Source organism: Pseudomonas sp. CFBP13528 (genome assembly GCF_005233615.1).
Classification (GTDB): Bacteria; Pseudomonadota; Gammaproteobacteria; order Pseudomonadales; family Pseudomonadaceae; genus Aquipseudomonas; species Aquipseudomonas fluorescens_AM.
Genome location: NZ_QGAJ01000006.1, coordinates 12,695 through 28,524, shown reverse-complemented (window position 1 = coordinate 28,524; position 15,830 = coordinate 12,695). Strand labels below are relative to the sequence as shown.

General features: G+C 52.4%; 18 protein-coding genes. 6 read left to right on the top strand and 12 right to left on the bottom strand.

Annotation, left to right across the window (positions count from 1 at the left end; all coding sequences use genetic code 11):
• Positions 1-33: 33 nt before the first annotated feature.
• Both gluQRS and dksA read right to left on the bottom strand, forming a co-directional pair.
• Positions 34-921, bottom strand: coding sequence for a tRNA glutamyl-Q(34) synthetase GluQRS (gene gluQRS, locus PspCFBP13528_RS13910; protein ID WP_101219514.1), 888 nt, complete (start codon positions 919-921; stop codon positions 34-36).
• A gap of 84 nt (positions 922-1,005) precedes the next feature.
• Positions 1,006-1,437 carry an RNA polymerase-binding protein DksA gene (gene dksA, locus PspCFBP13528_RS13905; protein WP_065883968.1) on the bottom strand — a complete coding sequence of 144 codons (432 nt, stop codon included), beginning with the start codon at positions 1,435-1,437 and terminating at the stop codon, positions 1,006-1,008.
• A 319-nt stretch (positions 1,438-1,756) separates the two neighbouring features.
• On the opposite strand from dksA, the gene PspCFBP13528_RS13900 reads away from it, so the two are divergent.
• Together PspCFBP13528_RS13900 and sfsA are read left to right on the top strand one after the other, a co-directional pair.
• Positions 1,757-2,929: a pyridoxal phosphate-dependent aminotransferase gene (locus PspCFBP13528_RS13900; RefSeq protein ID WP_065952193.1), complete on the top strand. Its 1,173-nt coding sequence runs from the start codon at positions 1,757-1,759 to the stop codon at positions 2,927-2,929.
• A complete protein-coding gene (gene sfsA / locus PspCFBP13528_RS13895; protein WP_137200420.1) occupies positions 2,929-3,642 on the top strand; it encodes a DNA/RNA nuclease SfsA in 714 nt (237 codons plus the stop codon). The genes PspCFBP13528_RS13900 and sfsA overlap by 1 nt, the downstream gene beginning before the upstream one ends.
• A 77-nt stretch (positions 3,643-3,719) precedes the next feature.
• On the opposite strand, the gene PspCFBP13528_RS13890 is transcribed toward sfsA, so the two are convergent.
• From PspCFBP13528_RS13890 to PspCFBP13528_RS13850, 9 genes are all read right to left on the bottom strand, one after another.
• Positions 3,720-4,715 carry an NAD-dependent epimerase/dehydratase family protein gene (locus PspCFBP13528_RS13890; protein ID WP_065952195.1) on the bottom strand — a complete coding sequence of 332 codons (996 nt, stop codon included), beginning with the start codon at positions 4,713-4,715 and terminating at the stop codon, positions 3,720-3,722.
• Positions 4,712-5,824, bottom strand: a complete 1,113-nt coding sequence (locus PspCFBP13528_RS13885) for an aminotransferase class I/II-fold pyridoxal phosphate-dependent enzyme (protein WP_137200419.1) — start codon at positions 5,822-5,824, stop codon at positions 4,712-4,714. Before PspCFBP13528_RS13885 ends, PspCFBP13528_RS13890 begins: the two co-directional genes overlap by 4 nt.
• Entirely contained in the window at positions 5,821-6,642 is an 822-nt protein-coding gene (locus tag PspCFBP13528_RS13880) for an NAD(P)-binding domain-containing protein (protein ID WP_161594761.1), read from the bottom strand. Before PspCFBP13528_RS13880 ends, PspCFBP13528_RS13885 begins: the two co-directional genes overlap by 4 nt.
• Positions 6,635-7,285: a hypothetical protein gene (locus PspCFBP13528_RS13875; protein WP_137200417.1), complete on the bottom strand. Its 651-nt coding sequence runs from the start codon at positions 7,283-7,285 to the stop codon at positions 6,635-6,637. The genes PspCFBP13528_RS13880 and PspCFBP13528_RS13875 overlap by 8 nt, the downstream gene beginning before the upstream one ends.
• 48 nt (positions 7,286-7,333) lie before the next feature.
• Complete coding sequence (locus tag PspCFBP13528_RS13870; RefSeq protein ID WP_137200416.1) at positions 7,334-8,488, bottom strand: MFS transporter; 1,155 nt, start codon at positions 8,486-8,488, stop codon at positions 7,334-7,336.
• A gap of 63 nt (positions 8,489-8,551) precedes the next feature.
• Entirely contained in the window at positions 8,552-9,100 is a 549-nt protein-coding gene (locus PspCFBP13528_RS13865) for a hypothetical protein (RefSeq protein ID WP_137200415.1), read from the bottom strand.
• On the bottom strand, positions 9,101-9,880 hold the full coding sequence (locus PspCFBP13528_RS13860; protein ID WP_137200414.1) for a nucleotidyltransferase domain-containing protein: 780 nt from the start codon (positions 9,878-9,880) through the stop codon (positions 9,101-9,103).
• Positions 9,881-9,936: 56 nt separating this feature from the next.
• Complete coding sequence (locus PspCFBP13528_RS13855; RefSeq protein WP_065952200.1) at positions 9,937-11,235, bottom strand: FAD-dependent oxidoreductase; 1,299 nt, start codon at positions 11,233-11,235, stop codon at positions 9,937-9,939.
• A gap of 136 nt (positions 11,236-11,371) precedes the next feature.
• Entirely contained in the window at positions 11,372-11,809 is a 438-nt protein-coding gene (locus PspCFBP13528_RS13850; RefSeq protein ID WP_065952201.1) for a hypothetical protein, read from the bottom strand.
• Positions 11,810-12,215: 406 nt separating this feature from the next.
• Here PspCFBP13528_RS13850 and PspCFBP13528_RS13845 point away from each other — a divergent pair, with 406 nt between their 5' ends.
• Positions 12,216-12,494 (top strand): c-type cytochrome, encoded by a 279-nt coding sequence (locus tag PspCFBP13528_RS13845; RefSeq protein ID WP_161594760.1) that lies wholly within the window; start codon positions 12,216-12,218, stop codon positions 12,492-12,494.
• Between the two features lie 45 nt (positions 12,495-12,539).
• Here PspCFBP13528_RS13845 and PspCFBP13528_RS13840 read toward each other — a convergent pair whose 3' ends face one another.
• Entirely contained in the window at positions 12,540-12,857 is a 318-nt protein-coding gene (locus PspCFBP13528_RS13840; RefSeq protein ID WP_083218017.1) for a Rieske 2Fe-2S domain-containing protein, read from the bottom strand.
• Between the two features lie 196 nt (positions 12,858-13,053).
• Here PspCFBP13528_RS13840 and PspCFBP13528_RS13835 point away from each other — a divergent pair, with 196 nt between their 5' ends.
• The 3 genes from PspCFBP13528_RS13835 to PspCFBP13528_RS13825 are packed head-to-tail and all read left to right on the top strand — an operon-like array spanning position 13,054 to position 15,733.
• Positions 13,054-13,932: an ABC transporter substrate-binding protein gene (locus PspCFBP13528_RS13835; RefSeq protein WP_065952203.1), complete on the top strand. Its 879-nt coding sequence runs from the start codon at positions 13,054-13,056 to the stop codon at positions 13,930-13,932.
• Positions 13,933-13,982: 50 nt separating this feature from the next.
• Positions 13,983-14,966 (top strand): iron chelate uptake ABC transporter family permease subunit, encoded by a 984-nt coding sequence (locus PspCFBP13528_RS13830; protein ID WP_178084432.1) that lies wholly within the window; start codon positions 13,983-13,985, stop codon positions 14,964-14,966.
• Positions 14,966-15,733, top strand: coding sequence for a heme ABC transporter ATP-binding protein (locus PspCFBP13528_RS13825; protein WP_137200411.1), 768 nt, complete (start codon positions 14,966-14,968; stop codon positions 15,731-15,733). The genes PspCFBP13528_RS13830 and PspCFBP13528_RS13825 overlap by 1 nt, the downstream gene beginning before the upstream one ends.
• The last annotated feature ends 97 nt before the right edge of the window (positions 15,734-15,830 follow it).

Here is a 15,830-nt window from a genome sequence, read left to right as displayed (position 1 = left end):
TGGTAACGGATGCCCGGCAAGCTGCAAGCGCCTTCAGCTCAATTGCGCTTCGGCCAGCGTGAGTGTGCGCGGGATCAGTGTGGCATCCCACTGCTGGATGCCCCAATCCAGCAGTTCCCGTGGGCTTGCGTAAAGCAGTTCGTCTACGACCGGCTGACCGAGGGCGCGCAGTGCTCTGAGCAGCAACGGCGTGGCCTGGTCCGCGGTCAGCGGTGGCGAACGGTACGATTTGCCCAGTTTGTTACCGTCGGGCTGGACGATCAGCGGCACGTGCAGATAGCGCGGCTGGCGCAGGCCGAGCAATTCCTGCAGGTAAAGCTGGCGGGGTGTGGAATCGAGCAGGTCGGCACCGCGCACGATGTCGGTAACCCCTTGCCAGGCGTCATCCAGCACCACGGCCAATTGATAGGCGTACAGGCCGTCGCGGCGGCGGATGATGAAGTCGCCCGCATCACGCCCCAGGTGCTGTCGGAATTGGCCCTGTACCCGGTCGGTAAAATGATATTCGAGCTCGGGTACGCGCAGACGGATAGCGGCATCTTGCTGGTCGTGGCCAGCATTGCGGCAAAGTCCGGGGTAAATCCCGTTGTAGGGCTCCAGCTGTTTGCGCGAGCAGGTGCAGGCGTAGGCCAGGCCGTGGTTGAACAGGTCGTTCAGTACCTTGGCGTAGGCCTCGTGTCGCTCGCTTTGCCGGACCTGTTCGCCGTCCCATTCAAAGCCGTAGCTCTCAAGGGCATGCAGAATTGCCGCCTGGGCGCCGGGTTCTTCCCGGGGCGGATCGAGGTCTTCCATGCGCATCAGCCAGCGGCCGTGGTTGGCGCGGGCGTCGAGGTAGGAGGCGAGGGCGGCGACCAGGGAGCCGAAGTGCAAATGGCCGCTGGGCGTAGGGGCAAAACGCCCGATATAGGTAGAGGCAGTCATGGGCCGGATACTACTGGAAAATCGGTAAACGCCAGAAACAAAAATGGGGCGTTCGCACACCCCATTCGTTCAGCTCGGCAGGTATTACTTGCCGACCTGTTTTTCCTTGATTTCGGCCAAGGTCTTGCAGTCTACACAGAGGTCCGCGGTCGGGCGGGCTTCCAGGCGACGAATACCAATCTCGACGCCGCAGGATTCGCACCAGCCGTATTCTTCGTCTTTGATCAGTTGCAGGGTCTTGTCGATCTTCTTGATCAACTTGCGCTCGCGATCGCGGGCGCGCAGTTCGAGGGCGAACTCTTCTTCCTGGCTGGCACGGTCGGCCGGGTCAGGGAAGTTGGCGGCTTCGTCCTTCATGTGGTCAACGGTACGATCAACCTCCTGCATCAAGTCTTGTTTCCACTTGTTCAGGATCTTGGTGAAGTGCAAGCGCATGGGCTCGCCCATGTACTCCTCACCTTTCTTCTCTACGTAAGGTTCGAAGCCGCTGATGCTTTGCTTTTCTTGGGTGGACATGAATAGACCGCCTCTCACTCTTCTAATCCATTGCGCAGGATTGCAACGTCACCGACACCTGCCGGCCCTGCGGCTGCAAGCGGGCGAACTTACCAGATAGATTCAGGGTGCGCCACTCCCGGTTGTCGAGCCTGTCGCGCCGGGGTTGCAAACTGCAGGGCCCCGTCGTGGCTGGGTATGTCGCGTCTGGAATGTTGATTTTAGTCGTTTTGCCGGCGCTTGCCCGAGCCGTGAAGTCGGCCGGGCAGGCAATAGAGCATGTTTTAGCGCCAGGGTTCGGTAGAATCCGGATTTTGTCCTCACCGTCTAAGGAAGGCTAATGGCTCAGCCCTACAGTGCGCGCAGTCGCGCCATCGAACCTTTTCATGTCATGGCGTTACTGGCGCGGGCCAATGAGCTGCAATCAGCCGGCCGCGACGTGATCCATCTGGAAATCGGCGAGCCGGACTTCACCACCGCCGAACCGATTATCCAGGCTGGCCAGGCGGCCCTGGCCAACGGCAAGACTCGCTACACCGCCGCCCGTGGGCTGCCCGAGTTGCGTGAAGCGATCAGCGGTTTCTACCAGCAACGCTATGGGTTGGACATCGATGCGCAGCGCATTCTGATCACGCCCGGCGGCTCCGGCGCGCTGTTACTGGCCAGCAGCTTGCTGGTGGATCCGGGCAAGCACTGGCTGCTGGCGGATCCAGGCTATCCCTGCAACCGGCATTTTTTGCGCCTGGTCGAGGGCGCGGCGCAGTTGGTGCCGGTGGGACCGGACGTACGCTATCAATTGACTGCGGGCCTGGTGGCAGAACACTGGAACCCGGACAGCGTAGGCGCGCTGGTTGCCTCCCCGGCCAATCCTACCGGGACCATGCTCACTCGGGACGAACTGGCCGGGCTATCGAGCGCCATCAAAGCGCGTGACGGCCATTTGGTGGTGGACGAGATCTATCACGGCCTCACCTACGGCGCAGACGCCGCGAGCGTGCTGGAAGTCGATGACGATGCTTTCGTCCTGAATAGTTTTTCGAAGTATTTCGGCATGACCGGCTGGCGCCTGGGCTGGCTGGTGGCACCCCCGGAAGCGGTCGGTGAATTGGAGAAGTTGGCGCAAAACCTCTACATCAGCGCGCCGAGCATGGCCCAGCATGCGGCGTTGGCCTGTTTCACCGCGCAAACCCTGAGCATTCTGGAGGAGCGTCGCGCCGAATTTGGCCGGCGCCGTGACTTCCTGCTGCCGGCTCTGCGCGAGTTGGGGTTCAGGATCGCCGTGGAGCCGGAAGGGGCGTTCTATCTCTATGCGGATATCAGCGCGTTCGGCGGTGATGCCTTCGCGTTCTGTCGGCATTTCCTGGAGACAGAATATGTAGCGTTTACTCCCGGGCTGGATTTCGGGCGTTATCAAGCCGGTCATCACGTGCGGTTTGCCTACACGCAAAACCTCGACCGGCTACAAGAAGCGGTGGAGCGGATTGCCCGTGGCTTGCGGAGCTGGCAAGGCTGATGCGTTTTCATCCTCCTCTCGAAGAAGGGCGGCTGATCCGCCGCTACAAGCGCTTTCTCACCGATATCGAAACCGTTACCGGCGAGTTGCTCACCATTCACTGCCCGAACACCGGTTCGATGCTCAATTGCATGGTTGAAGGTGGCCAGGTGTGGTTCAGCCGTTCCGCCGACCCCAAGCGCAAGTTGCCAGGCACCTGGGAAATCGGCGAAACGCCTCAGGGCCGGCTGGCATGCATCAACACGGCACGCGCCAATCAGTTGGTCGAGGAGGCATTGCGCGCCGGCGTCATCACTGAGCTCAACGGTTTCACTGGGTTGAAGCGAGAAGTGCCTTACGGTCAGGAAAAAAGCCGGATCGATTTTCGCCTGGAATACCCGCAGGGGGCCGCATTTGTCGAAGTCAAAAGTGTCACGTTGGGCTTTGATGGCAGCTCAGTGGCGGCGTTCCCCGATGCGGTGACCCAACGCGGTGCCAAGCACCTGCGGGAGCTGGCTTACCTGGCGCGTGAAGGTGTGCGGGCGGTGCAGTTGTATTGCGTGTGTCTATCGGGTGTTGATGCGGTGCGGCCCGCCGAGGAAATCGACGCGGGCTATGCCACCGCATTGCGTGAAGCCAAGGCTGCCGGCGTTGAAGTTTTAGCTTACGGTGTACGGGTCACGCACGAAGAAATACGCATTGAGCGGCCGATCCAGATCGTTCTGGGTAATTGAACGTCGTTGCGGACTTCCTCCTTACCATCATGACAGACGGCGAAGCCTGGTCACGCATCGACCAGGTCACCCCCAATCTACTTGTTTAAGGTGGTGGCCCAACGGATCGAATTAAGAATGGAAGTCTGAAGTGGGGTTGAAGGTGCCCACCCCAACAACTCGCGGGCCAGCTTACTCGATGCATAACCGCCAATGATGTCGCCCGGACGTCGCCCGGCCCTGTTTACGACCAATTCAGATTTAGTGGCACTCATGAATGCCAGCACAAACTCCTCTACAGTAACGCCTCGCTCGGAACCCAGGTTGATGACAGGCATTCCAAACCGGTTCAGCGGCACCGATAAACTATTGTTGTTAAAGGCAAGCGCAGCCAGCACGTGTGCGGCGGCAAGGTCTGCGACGTCCACAAAGTCCCGGACCGTAGATCCATCCCGAGTATTCCAGTCAGTGCCGTTGATTTGAAATGGCTTCCTTGATGCTGCGCATTGGATCAGCGAATTTAAAAGACTGCTTTTATTGTCGCCTCTGAAGCCCGTTCTGAATGAGTGATCACTGCCAATGGGGTTGAAATATCGGAAAGTGAGAAATTGAAAGTCCCTTGCGTTAGAAATATCTTTGAGTGCCAGTTCAAGAAAGTATTTGGATCTGGCATAGGGACTCATTGGGACAGGGTTTGAATGCTCGTCAAAGCGATGTGCATTGTCCGCGCTGTAAAGAGCTGCAGTTCCGCTTAAAATTAACTTATTGACGCCCAAATCAAGCAGATGGTTGACCATGCTTACTGACTTTGAAAAATTATTTTCATAATAAGTGTCTGGTTGTGTTATGGATTCGGCGACGTCAATTTTTGCTGCACAATGAACGACCAAGGAAAGGTCAGGATGAGCCTTTGCAATCTGCGTGAGAAGTTGTCGGTCAGAAATATCACCTTGATAGTATGAAACCGTCCCAGAGGCTTTTTCAGTGGGGCAAGGCTGCTCATCAAGGATAACCGGATGATGCCCGGCGTCGGCAAGTGCCAAGCAAATTGTGCTGCCTATGTAGCCGGCGCCTCCAGTTATGAGAATTTTCATTTAATACTCCTGAATAAATCTAAGAACGTGGATGTCGCCGTCGCCAGCTGATCTTGCGGGCAAGCGAAATTAAATCTGATCCAGCCGGGCGAACCAAACTCGTGACCGTCGGATACTGCGACGCCTGCTTGCAGAAGTTTGGCAAAAACGTTCCCGTCGGCCGCCCTGGTATCAATCCATGCAAGGTAGGTTGCTTCTGAGGGGCTGTAATTAAGGGACGTATGACGCAGCGTAGTTTGGATGATGTTCTGGTTGATCTTCAACTGCTGCAGCAATGACTGGAGCCAATTGGAGCAATTGAAGTAAGCACTTTCAAGCGCCACGAGCCCCAACGCGTTTATACCGGTGGCAAAAAATGCCTGGGTCTCTTTAAACTTCTCGCGAATCGTTGGGGATGGGATAACGGCATAGCCTACGAATATGCCAGCTAAATTAAAAGTCTTACTAGGCGATAGAAGCGTAATAGATTTGTTTTCCAGTCCCTTTATTGATCCCGCTGGAATATGACGACAGTCACCGAGAATTATATCTGCGTGAGCCTCATCCGAAATAACGACTGCGTCAAGATCTTCGATATTGAATGCTAGCCTTTCAAGCTCCTCTCGGGTTGAAACAATGCCGGTCGGATTAGTAGGGTTGCAGAGAATAATTGCCGATGGCCTGGTCCGCCTAATTTGACCGAGATCGCTAGTCGTGAACGGCTTGCTGTTCTCGGTCAGCGCTATCGCCCACTGCGTAAAATTAAATCCCTTGCTTAAATTAAGCAGCTTGCCGTAGTTAGGCGACTGCACAGCAATGGTCCCATGGGGGCATGTGCTCTTGATAGAGATTCGAACACCCGATATTGTATTAGGAACTATAACAATCCATTCTTCTCGTATGCCCCAATCATACTGCTTTATGCACCATTGTTGAATGGATTTGTAGACAGAACGTGGAATGTTTGGATAGGAAAAATGCCCCTCTTCAATTCTTTCTCTAACGGCAGAAAGTATGGGGTCTGGCGTTGCAAAACCCATATCCGCTACCCAGTGAGGTTGTGCGCCGGGATATTTAGCTAGCGCCAGTGTATTTGTCGCTTGACGGGTGATCGGGCGTAATCCGGTCATTTGAATAATTCACTCATTGCGGTGAAATCCAATTCGTCATAGCCGATGCTTTGATCCGACTCTAAAATAGAAAATAGGCAGTGAGACAAGTCTAATTTGTAATCGCTGAATTCATCCAAGGCGTACTTTATGTCCTTTTTTGCATATTTTAACTTGCAATGTATATCCTGATGGTTTCGTGCCAGGCTTTGATTAAGCTTTTGTTGCGCAATTGAGTTCATCCAGAAGTCATCGTGTGAAGTGATTATCGTGGCAGCCAGTTCGTTCTGAGGCAGCGCCTCCAGTAGCCTTAGCATTTGACCTAAAAGCCCGAGCGCAGTCAGTCCCCACAGGTTATAGAATAATTTAAATTGAGTGGCTGCGCCGATATGGTCGAACGTATAGACTTTCGAAGAGGTCGTATTAAAGAATGGGTCATGTTGAGTGTCTACCCTTTGCGAATGGGCGAAATATATCAGGCTCCCTTTCAGTGATCCTGTTTTGCTACCAGTAAAAGGGGCCTCAATAAAATTCAGTCGTTCGTCGTTAAAGGAGTTTCCTATTTGCTTGATGGCTTCACAGGTGAGTGTCGAAAGTTCAATGAACACTGTTTGGAATGCATGGCTGGCAAGCGCGACTGCTAAAATATTGCTCCAGACGCGTGTAGAAATTTCTGCGTTGGGAAGACAAGAAACAATATAGTCATATTTCGACAGATCGATAAAGTTCAATCTTGTCTCTGTCCGAGAGTAATAGTCAACTTTCCAGTCAGCACTACTGAGGCGTTCGGCCAGTGAAGTAGTAATCAATCCTTTTCCAACAAAAAGGATGTTATGCATAGTTGCAACCATTCAGCGTGAAAGATTCTGACAACTTGCCGAGCTTATACGGCGTGATGGGTGATATTCCGAAATTTTCCAGAAAGGGAAGGTTGACCACTGCCGACGTGCATCGCAAGGTCGGCGAACATGTGTGATCTTGGATATCCAGTGTCGATAATCCTTTTACCCCTACGTCAGGGGTGCGGTAGTTCCGAAATGTGAGATGTGGGAGTAATAAGATATCTTCAATCTCGTTGTCAGTGGAACTTAAGGTTATAGAGTTTTCCGTGCGGTTCCAATCAAATTGACTATGGTCGTTTTCCATTTCTACAGTGCCAATGTCTTTCATGTAGCCCAATAATGCTCCGCGCGCGATGGAGTGAGGGGCGTCGACTACGGCAAGTACCGGGAAATAGTAACGAGCAGAGCGCCATGTAATGGCGACTTTTAATATGGCTTCATGACTTGTGATGAAGTCTTCATCAGTAAAGCAAGTTGAACGCATTTTTGAAATGGTCAGAAGAAAGGTATTGCTGATCGCAGCATCAGTAGGCAACACACGCAGCGCCTGTGATAGGGCAGGCTTTGGCGCTTTAACAGAAAAGTTTGCTTCAAATTGAATGTGAAGATTTTTACATTGAAACTTCCAAGGGGCTATCATTATGTATGCCTCTGAGTGAGTTTTAGTTGAAACGACATCAATGTCTTCCTAGATGCCAGGTCTTGCATAATCGAGTGAATTGTTTAAGCGTAGATGATTGAGAACTCTAAAGAGAAGCAACGCTACGACGCTGCATGTCGCGAAAGATAAAGGCGTTCCGCCAAACTCATACAGTAGAGGCCCCGCGAAGTAACCGATGGTGACTCCTGCAAACGTATACAGTCCACGCGTGCCATTTGCTTTAGCGGTCAAACCATGAGGAATCATGCGCTGAAACTGGTTATGAGACCTAAGGAACATAATTTGAAATGAGAAGCCGATGATAAAGGAAAGCGTGTTTACCACCACGAACGACGTCGTATAAATAAAAGCCGATTCAGCGACAACTATGCTGATGATTAGCAGCTCGTATCGGTTGAAGCGATGATTGAAAAAGCGCTCGAACATACTATTGGCAATAATTAAGCCGATGACTTGCGAGAACAAAATGGTTGAGTAAAGTTGAGTGGGATTAATTGATATGCTTTGGCAATATCTGAGTAGTATGCTTAGAAATAGTCCTGACAATAGCATGCCGATAAAGATAAAGTGGTGAGCCGACGTCATCGCGCAAACTGTGATGGTTGCGGGTTTAACTGAGGTAGAATGTTTTGAGTGAGGCGCGACCGACGACGTACAGCTGCTTAAAATAACGGAACTTATGAGCAGGCAAAAGGCAAGGTGCAGATAGTTGTCAGCCGCCGTCACGGCCAGGAGTAATGGCGCCAGTGCCATCGCTAGCGTTATGGATAACTGCATGCGAGTATGTGCGTGGGATAATTTGGATTTATCTACTTCGAGGTTTATGGTTGAAAGTCGTTTAAAGTTTATTATGCGAAGAATAGCGCCGATGTTGAATGTCAACAGACAGCCCCAAATGAGCGCTTCGTTACGGTTGAACAAGAAGAACGATACAGATGCAATGAGCGTAAATAAACCAATCAAGCAAAGAAAACGTTTTTGACTAAAACTGTCTATACAGGGGGCAATGGCCACGCCTATGAAAACAGTCGATGCGGACATGGCACTTAGAAATAACGACATTTCTAACCCGGAAAGATCCAAATGGTTAACAATGAGCGGTATTGAGGCTTGGGTGAACCGCTCAGTGAGCGAAATTACAAAGCAAAGCAGTATGATGATCTGGTTTTTGGTACGCTTCACTGCCTTTCCTTTTGATTATGTCCGCCGCTGGGTTTTCCAATAATGAGCTACAGTTATCGACCGTTAAGGCGATCCAGTTGATCGGGAAACGCCCATGTCTAAAGAATTCGCGCGGTAAAGGCACCACACCATTGTTGGAGTAAATTGGGATTTAATATAAAGTTCATCGAGTGTTTGATCAAATGTCGAGCTGCTCGTCAACGCCGAGGCTACCTCTCCTTTTTTGTAGAGTTGATAGGCATGGATTTTCGATTGAGTGTATTTAATTTCTTTGTATGAGTTCAGGTCGGCTATTAGTGAGCACGTTGACGGGTGTAGTGCAATCGAGTCATAAGACTTGTGCAATAACGCCATAGGCAGTGTTTTTTCAAACCAGACGCTTTGTAGTTCGAATGAATCCAAGTATTCGAAGTGAAAATCTACCCACGAAAATTGTTTACCGTCGCGGTATTCTCTAAATCCCGCCGGCACTAATAACCTCGTCTTGAATTTTTTTGCATGTTCAATCGCTGCATGAAAGGTCGAGTGTAAAGATACAGTGGATCCAGTACTCGCAGCTTGTGTGTGTGAATCGGTTCCGATAGGGCCGAGGGTCGTTATTATATCGATCATTCAATGGACTCTTAAAAATAAGCTTTCTGGTTTACTTAACTTGTTGTTTTCCAAAAATACGGCTTGGATTATCTTGTCGGCCTGCTGGTCTTCACTTGAGAAATAGAGGGCTGTCGAATCAAGGAAAGTCGCACTTTCAGTTATAAGCCTGTGCTGTGTAATTAAGTTTTTTAGATGCTGTGCGACAGATTCCAACTGATCATCTGGCAGGTCTCGGTTGACAATGTGTTCGACAAGGGCAGTGCTTACCTCGGGAAAGCGGTGAGGTATCAATTCGTGTTCGAATACGAAACGTCGTCGTTCTGGATATTCAGATAGATAGAGTAGTTTTAAACAGGTGATACAAATTTTGCTATAAAGCCTGCGTGCGACGTGTGCTGTTGAGTTCGTTAATTGAGCATTGTAGTACGCCAGAGGTTGTGTCTGGTACGCCAGGAATTCATCTGCCCGGTGTCCACTAAAGTCAGGTTTCTGCAAGAGAAGACCATTGTCTCCGAACCAATCAAGCTCCATGGAAAGGATTGCGTTTGAAGGGTGCTTTAAAGCTTCGCTGCTCATCAATATCAGCGAACTGCACTTCTCGTAGGCGTTCTTACAACACAAGGTTTGCGGTATATCTTTAGGGTCTATGAGGCAAAGTACATCAATGTCTGATGTGTAGTCATGTCGAGAGGTATTCTTGCGTGCCTCGCCTCTGGCTGTTGATCCAGTTAGCGCGAGCGTATAAACGATATCCTTGTCTGTTAGACGACTTAAAAAGTCTTCTTCGATGAAATTCATGAGTTAACATCCGTTTCTATGAGCGTTCTTTGTGTCGTCACTTCAGTTGTCAATCGCTAGCCAAAAGCACCGCTGGCCATGCTGTTAAACATGGCATAGGCGGATTGCACTTCACTCACATACTGTGTTTTCGGGGCGTCGAGAGGTGTAATATTTGTTGAAATAACATCAATTTTATTTGTTTGCGGATTTTGTTGATAACTCACTGTTACCGAAATCGCGTAATGCGTGCCACAGAGGCTGAAGCAGACATTCATATACTCTGGTGTCATGAGAGGCAATTGATTGAACAGCGAATACACGGCCAGCGCACACACCCGTGCTTGACACGCGGCCGCGAATGCCGATTTTGGCAAGCTGTGAGCGTCTGCTGCGTCGCCAATAACATGAACGTTCGCAACCTTCAAAGACTCGAATGTCTGTGTATTTACCGGGCACCAACCGTTCTCGCCAGTCAGGCCGTTTGCAGCGGTGAAAAGGTCGGCTTTTTGTCTCGGAATAATATTGATGACATCGCCCTTGAAAGCCCCTGCCTGGCACACAAGTTCCCGCGTGTCCGGCCTCAATTCTGTAACCGTTCCGCCCTGTTGGGCGCCGATCCAGGTAATGATGCTTTCTGCGGTCCCGTACCCATACAACTGCTTCCAAGCCAATTCGAACTGGGCTTGCTTGGGAAACCTCTCTTTGGAGTCGAGGAAGATAATCTTTGAGTTTGGCTTATGCGCGATAAGGTATTCGGCGATCTGACTCACTCGCTCATACGGCCCCGGTGGACACCTGTATTCTGTGTTGGGAGCCGACATCAGAACCGTACCGCCGTCCGGCATTTCTTCCAGTTGTTTTTTCAGGGCACTCAACTGGTCTTTCCCTTTCCAGGCGTGTGGAAAAACATCAGCAAGCCCTTCGCTATGACCCTTAATATGGTCAAAATCAAAGTCGATACCAGCAGCCACAATGCATCGATCGTACCGGTGGGTGGTGTTTGGTGTTTTTACTACTTTTTGAGTAGCATCAATTGTCAGCGCACGCTCATGCACGACATTTATCCCTTCAGATACGAGCTTTTTATAGTCGAACGTCAAGGTCTCTTCATTACGTTTTCCTGTCAGGCACTCCGCACTGAGCGGGCCCGAGAAGTATTCCGTATACTCTTCAATTAATGTTATTACAGTGTTGGGTATGAGACGTTTTAGCGTGCGAGCGAATGTGGCACCTGCAAACCCCCCACCCACCACTACAACTTTATAAACTTTTGCCTGTGACATCTTAATTGAAGGGCCTGCCGCTGCGTCTAGTGCAGCTATTCCGGCGCCCGTGATCAACCATTTAAGGAGAGTTCTACGATCATCTATCATTGTATCTTCCGAATTCACACGTACTGCCTGACGCCTGCTTGCGTATGCCAAGCGGTACACTAAAAACCCAATCGGATTTAGTGCCCTTAACAGGCCTTGGCAGCAAGCTCTCTATGAAGATGGAACAAGAAAGAAGTTATTTAACTACGTCTGCAAAGTAAGATTGCGAGTTTTGAAGGTATATTTTAGGGATGTTCAGGTCGCCGTACTTTTCTGAGTGCTTGCCTACATAAGCGCCCCGGTTTTCTTGTGGACCAAATGCTTGGAAGGTTTTTTCGTAGGCCGCTCTATCTTTGAGTATTGTGATATGAATGAGCGGCTCACCTAATTTTGTAGGAATTAGGTTAATGGACTCAGTCGTTTTTTTGTCACTGCTGCCATGCGCTTTGAAGTTCGCCGCTTGCTCTTTAGTGAAAGATTCAAGAAATTCCTGCTCCATGCCTTTGGGAGGATTGAACACTATCACTACAGCTTTCTGCGGCGCTAAGGCAGCCTTGGCATCCTCTGCCATGGCTTGGGTAGCATTGATGCTCAGTGCGATTGATATCATAGACAGCGCTATGCAGCGTTTCATGAAATTCCTTTTCCACTTTTCTGTGATTCGATGGTTGGTGCGTAACCCCATTAATGCGTTAGTTGTGCGGGATTACACGAGTCGATAGTTAAGGCCACAGGATTCATAATCGGCAAGTTGTAATATGTTTCAAAGTGTTTATTTGTACAAATTTATCTTTTTTGTACATAGGGTGTTTGACTGTCAATGCGTAGGGTTCGCTATTAGTACCGTTGTGGCTGATTTGTTTTTAAGTGAATATCGTCCTTGATCTTTCGAAACTTCGCACTATAAATTAATAAGCAGTCGGTTGGCGCGCCATGTGGTTATAGTGCCAAGGGCCGTGGATTTCGCTGTTTGTAGTATTAATGGTTTAATCAATATACAAGGGTGTAATGGAGTGGTATTGAATCGAGGATTGATGTTTATGCTGTTTTTTCTCTGGACGACTACGGCGGCAGCGGAAGAAAACGTCATCGGAATCATGGCGAGCAATGGGTGCGTTAATTGTCATGGGTATGAGGGGCGAGGCGGGGCTACTGGCACTATTCCTTCGTTACAAGGGCGCTCAAAGGAATTTCTCCGTACTGCGATGCAAGCTTATAAGCACAACATATCGCACGGTACGGTAATGAACCGAGTCATGAAGGATATGGATGACAGGAAGATTGAAGTGTTGGCGGAGTACTTCAGTGGCATAAAGTAAATGATCGCCCGTGTTCAATAGCTTGTTTAATAATATCCGCTGACGCTAAACCTGTACCCATAAGCCATTCTCATCTTCCGTGCTGGGCAATGTGATTAGACGTTGGCCAGCACAGGGACCGGAAACGCATTCGCCAGTTTCTATCAAAAATAGTGCACCGTGGGTTGCACACTGGATCAAGCTGGCGCTTTTGTCGAGAAATTGATCGGGTTCCCATTCCAGTGATACGCGGCGATGTGGGCAGCGATTGACATAAAAGTAGGCAGTACCCTCCCGGCGTACGGCAAACAGCTTTTGGCCATCAATTTCGAAACCGCGGCTGGCATTTTGCGCGAGCGCATCGGATGGGCAAACAAACTTCATATTTAGCCTATTTTACTAGCGGGTCGGGCCTTACAGCTGCTCGTTCCGAAGCATGTCGCTTGACGTGAAAATGCAAACAATTATCAAATGCCGCTTCGCCCGTCAGCTGGTCGGGTGCTCATTACGATGCCGGACAGGCTGTATCTGTCACATTGATGAGTGCATGAGCGGCTCTGTCTTGAAAGGAAACCCTGTTATGCGCCTGAGTGCCAGCGTTATTGCGCTTTTTGCCGGATTGCTGGTCAGCCACGCGGCCCAAGCCCTGGAGCTGCCGCAACGCTGGGTCAGCGCCGGTGGCGCGTTATCGGAGTGGGTGACGGCATTGGGGGCGGAATCGAAACTGGTCGGCGTGGACACGACAAGCCAGCATCCGGCGTCACTCAAGGCATTGCCAAGCATCGGTTATCAGCGCCAATTGTCGGCCGAGGGCATTCTCAGCCTGCGCCCGCAGCTGCTGGTGGGTACCGAGGAGATGGGGCCACCGCCGGTGCTGGCGCAAATCCGCAGCGCCGGGGTGCAGGTTGAGATGTTCTCGGCACAGCCGGATTTAGCGAGCCTGAAAACCAACCTGTCGCATTTGGGTAAGCTGCTGGACAGCGAGGTCAAGGCCAACCAATTGTTCAGCGGCTATGAGCAAGCCCTGGACCGGCAGAAAGCCTGGGTGGCCAAGGCGCAGTTGACGCAAAAAGCACCGGGCGTGTTGCTGTTGCTCGGGCACGCCGGCGGCAAGCCGTTGATCGCCGGTAAGGACACCGCCGCTGACTGGATCGTGCAGCAGGCCGGCGGCCATAACCTGGCGACTCACACCGGTTACAAGCTGTTCTCGGTGGAGTCGCTGGCCGGGTTGAGTCCTGATGTGCTGGTATTTGCTGATCGAGCATTGAGCGGTGAGGCAGCCCGTGCAGCGCTGTTCAAGGAAAATCCTATCCTCGCGACCACCCCGGCGGCCAAGAGCGGCCGAGTGTTTGAGTTGGACCCGACGCTGCTGGTGGGCGGGCTTGGGCCACGCTTGCCGCAAAGCCTGACGCAGTTGTCGGCTGGCTTTTACCCGTCCAGCGCGCAACCCGCCCCATGACGACGTTGGTTAAACCGAAAACGCTGTTTATCGGGCTGGCGCTGTTGTGTCTGGTGGCGATCTGGCTCTCATTGGCGCTGGGCCCGGTCAGCCTGCCGTTGTTCGACACACTCAGGGCGGCGTTGCGATTGATTGGGGTGCCGATCGATGCCCCGGGGCTTGAGCAGGCAGAGTTGATCCTGGGGCAGATTCGTTTGCCGCGCACGTTATTGGGCCTGGCTGTCGGGGGTGTGCTCGCCTTGTCGGGCGTGGCGATGCAGGGGTTGTTTCGCAACCCGCTGGCTGATCCTGGCCTGGTCGGCGTGTCCAGTGGCGCGGCATTGGGGGCTGCGGTGGCCATTGTCGCAGGCTCGTTTTTTGGCGGGTTACCGGACGCAGTCGGGCCGTATCTATTATCGATCTGCGCGTTTCTGGGAGGCTTGGGCGTCACCGCGCTGGTTTATCGATTGGGACGGCGCAATGGCCAGACCAACGTCGCGACGATGCTGCTCGCCGGTATTGCGCTGACGGCGCTCGCCGGTTCCACAGTCGGGCTGTTTACCTACCTGGCAGACGACGCCACCTTGCGCACCCTGACGTTCTGGAACCTGGGCAGCCTCAACGGTGCCAGCTATTCGCGATTATGGCCGTTGCTGCTGGTCAGTGCGGGCGTGGCGCTGTGGTTACCGCGTCGAGCGAAGGCGTTGAATGCGCTGTTGCTGGGTGAATCCGAGGCCAGCCATCTGGGCATTGATGTTGAAAAGCTCAAGCGTGAACTGGTGTTTTGCACGGCGCTGGGCGTTGGCGCAGCGGTGGCTGCGGCCGGCATGATCGGCTTTGTCGGATTGGTGGTGCCGCATCTGGTGCGGTTGCTGGCAGGGCCGGATCACCGAGTGTTGCTGCCGGCGTCGGTGCTGGCGGGCGCGAGTTTGCTGCTGTTTGCGGATCTGGTGGCACGCTTGGCGTTGGCGCCGGCGGAATTGCCGATCGGTATCGTTACCGCGTTCATTGGCGCACCATTTTTTCTCTATTTGTTGTTGCGAGGGCGCGCCTGATGCTGCGGGTGGAAGCGTTGCAGATCCGTCGCGCAGGCAAGACCGTGTTGGCGGATGTGACCCTGGACCTGCTGCCGGGCGAAGTGCTCGGCGTATTGGGCCCCAATGGTGCGGGTAAAAGTACCTTGTTGAGTGCGCTGTGCGGTGAATTGTTGCCTGATCAGGGCAAGGTCTGGCTGGGTCAGCAGGAATTGAAGAATTTGAGCGGCGCGCAACGCGCCCAACGCCTGGCAGTCTTACCCCAGACCTCAACCCTGGATTTTGCATTCCGTGTCGAGGAGGTTGTAGGCATGGGACGTTTGCCCCATCAGACCGGTCGGGTACGAGATGAGGACATTATCAACGCAGCACTGCATGCGGCAGATGTGGGACACCTGAGCGGTCGCAGTTACCTGGCCTTGTCGGGTGGGGAGCGCCAACGGGTGCACCTGGCCCGAGTATTGGCGCAATTATGGCCGGGCGAGGCGGGGCAGACGTTGTTGCTGGATGAGCCGACATCGATGCTCGATCCGTTGCATCAGCATACGACGTTACAGGCCATCCGCAGCTTTGCCGATCGTGGCGCAGCGGTGCTGGTGATCCTGCATGACCTGAATCTGGCGGCGCGATATTGTGATCGTATCCTGTTGCTGGAGGACGGGCGCCCGCATGCCCTCGACACGCCGACACAGGTGCTGCGGCCCGAGCCGCTCAAGGCGGTGTTTGGTCTGGATGTGTTGGTGCAGTCGCATCCGGAACGTGGTCATCCGTTGATCATCGCGCGCTGAGCCCAGCGTTTTCCAGGCAAAAAAAGACCCGGCAAGAGCCGGGTCAAATAACCGTGATTAGCCTGATGAGGAGATAATCTGAGAGTCCGAACCAATG

Excerpts from the sequence above, each read along its gene's own strand:
- gluQRS (WP_101219514.1), bottom strand. The coding sequence starts at position 921 with ATGACTGCCTCTACCTATATCGGGCGTTTTGCCCCTACGCCCAGCGGC.
- dksA (WP_065883968.1), bottom strand. The coding sequence starts at position 1,437 with ATGTCCACCCAAGAAAAGCAAAGCATCAGCGGCTTCGAACCTTACGTA.
- PspCFBP13528_RS13900 (WP_065952193.1), top strand. The coding sequence starts at position 1,757 with ATGGCTCAGCCCTACAGTGCGCGCAGTCGCGCCATCGAACCTTTTCAT.
- sfsA (WP_137200420.1), top strand. The coding sequence starts at position 2,929 with ATGCGTTTTCATCCTCCTCTCGAAGAAGGGCGGCTGATCCGCCGCTAC.
- PspCFBP13528_RS13890 (WP_065952195.1), bottom strand. The coding sequence starts at position 4,715 with ATGAAAATTCTCATAACTGGAGGCGCCGGCTACATAGGCAGCACAATT.
- PspCFBP13528_RS13885 (WP_137200419.1), bottom strand. The coding sequence starts at position 5,824 with ATGACCGGATTACGCCCGATCACCCGTCAAGCGACAAATACACTGGCG.
- PspCFBP13528_RS13880 (WP_161594761.1), bottom strand. The coding sequence starts at position 6,642 with ATGCATAACATCCTTTTTGTTGGAAAAGGATTGATTACTACTTCACTG.
- PspCFBP13528_RS13875 (WP_137200417.1), bottom strand. The coding sequence starts at position 7,285 with ATGATAGCCCCTTGGAAGTTTCAATGTAAAAATCTTCACATTCAATTT.
- PspCFBP13528_RS13865 (WP_137200415.1), bottom strand. The coding sequence starts at position 9,100 with ATGATCGATATAATAACGACCCTCGGCCCTATCGGAACCGATTCACAC.
- PspCFBP13528_RS13860 (WP_137200414.1), bottom strand. The coding sequence starts at position 9,880 with ATGAATTTCATCGAAGAAGACTTTTTAAGTCGTCTAACAGACAAGGAT.
- PspCFBP13528_RS13855 (WP_065952200.1), bottom strand. The coding sequence starts at position 11,235 with ATGATAGATGATCGTAGAACTCTCCTTAAATGGTTGATCACGGGCGCC.
- PspCFBP13528_RS13850 (WP_065952201.1), bottom strand. The coding sequence starts at position 11,809 with ATGAAACGCTGCATAGCGCTGTCTATGATATCAATCGCACTGAGCATC.
- PspCFBP13528_RS13845 (WP_161594760.1), top strand. The coding sequence starts at position 12,216 with ATGCTGTTTTTTCTCTGGACGACTACGGCGGCAGCGGAAGAAAACGTC.
- PspCFBP13528_RS13840 (WP_083218017.1), bottom strand. The coding sequence starts at position 12,857 with ATGAAGTTTGTTTGCCCATCCGATGCGCTCGCGCAAAATGCCAGCCGC.
- PspCFBP13528_RS13835 (WP_065952203.1), top strand. The coding sequence starts at position 13,054 with ATGCGCCTGAGTGCCAGCGTTATTGCGCTTTTTGCCGGATTGCTGGTC.
- PspCFBP13528_RS13825 (WP_137200411.1), top strand. The coding sequence starts at position 14,966 with ATGCTGCGGGTGGAAGCGTTGCAGATCCGTCGCGCAGGCAAGACCGTG.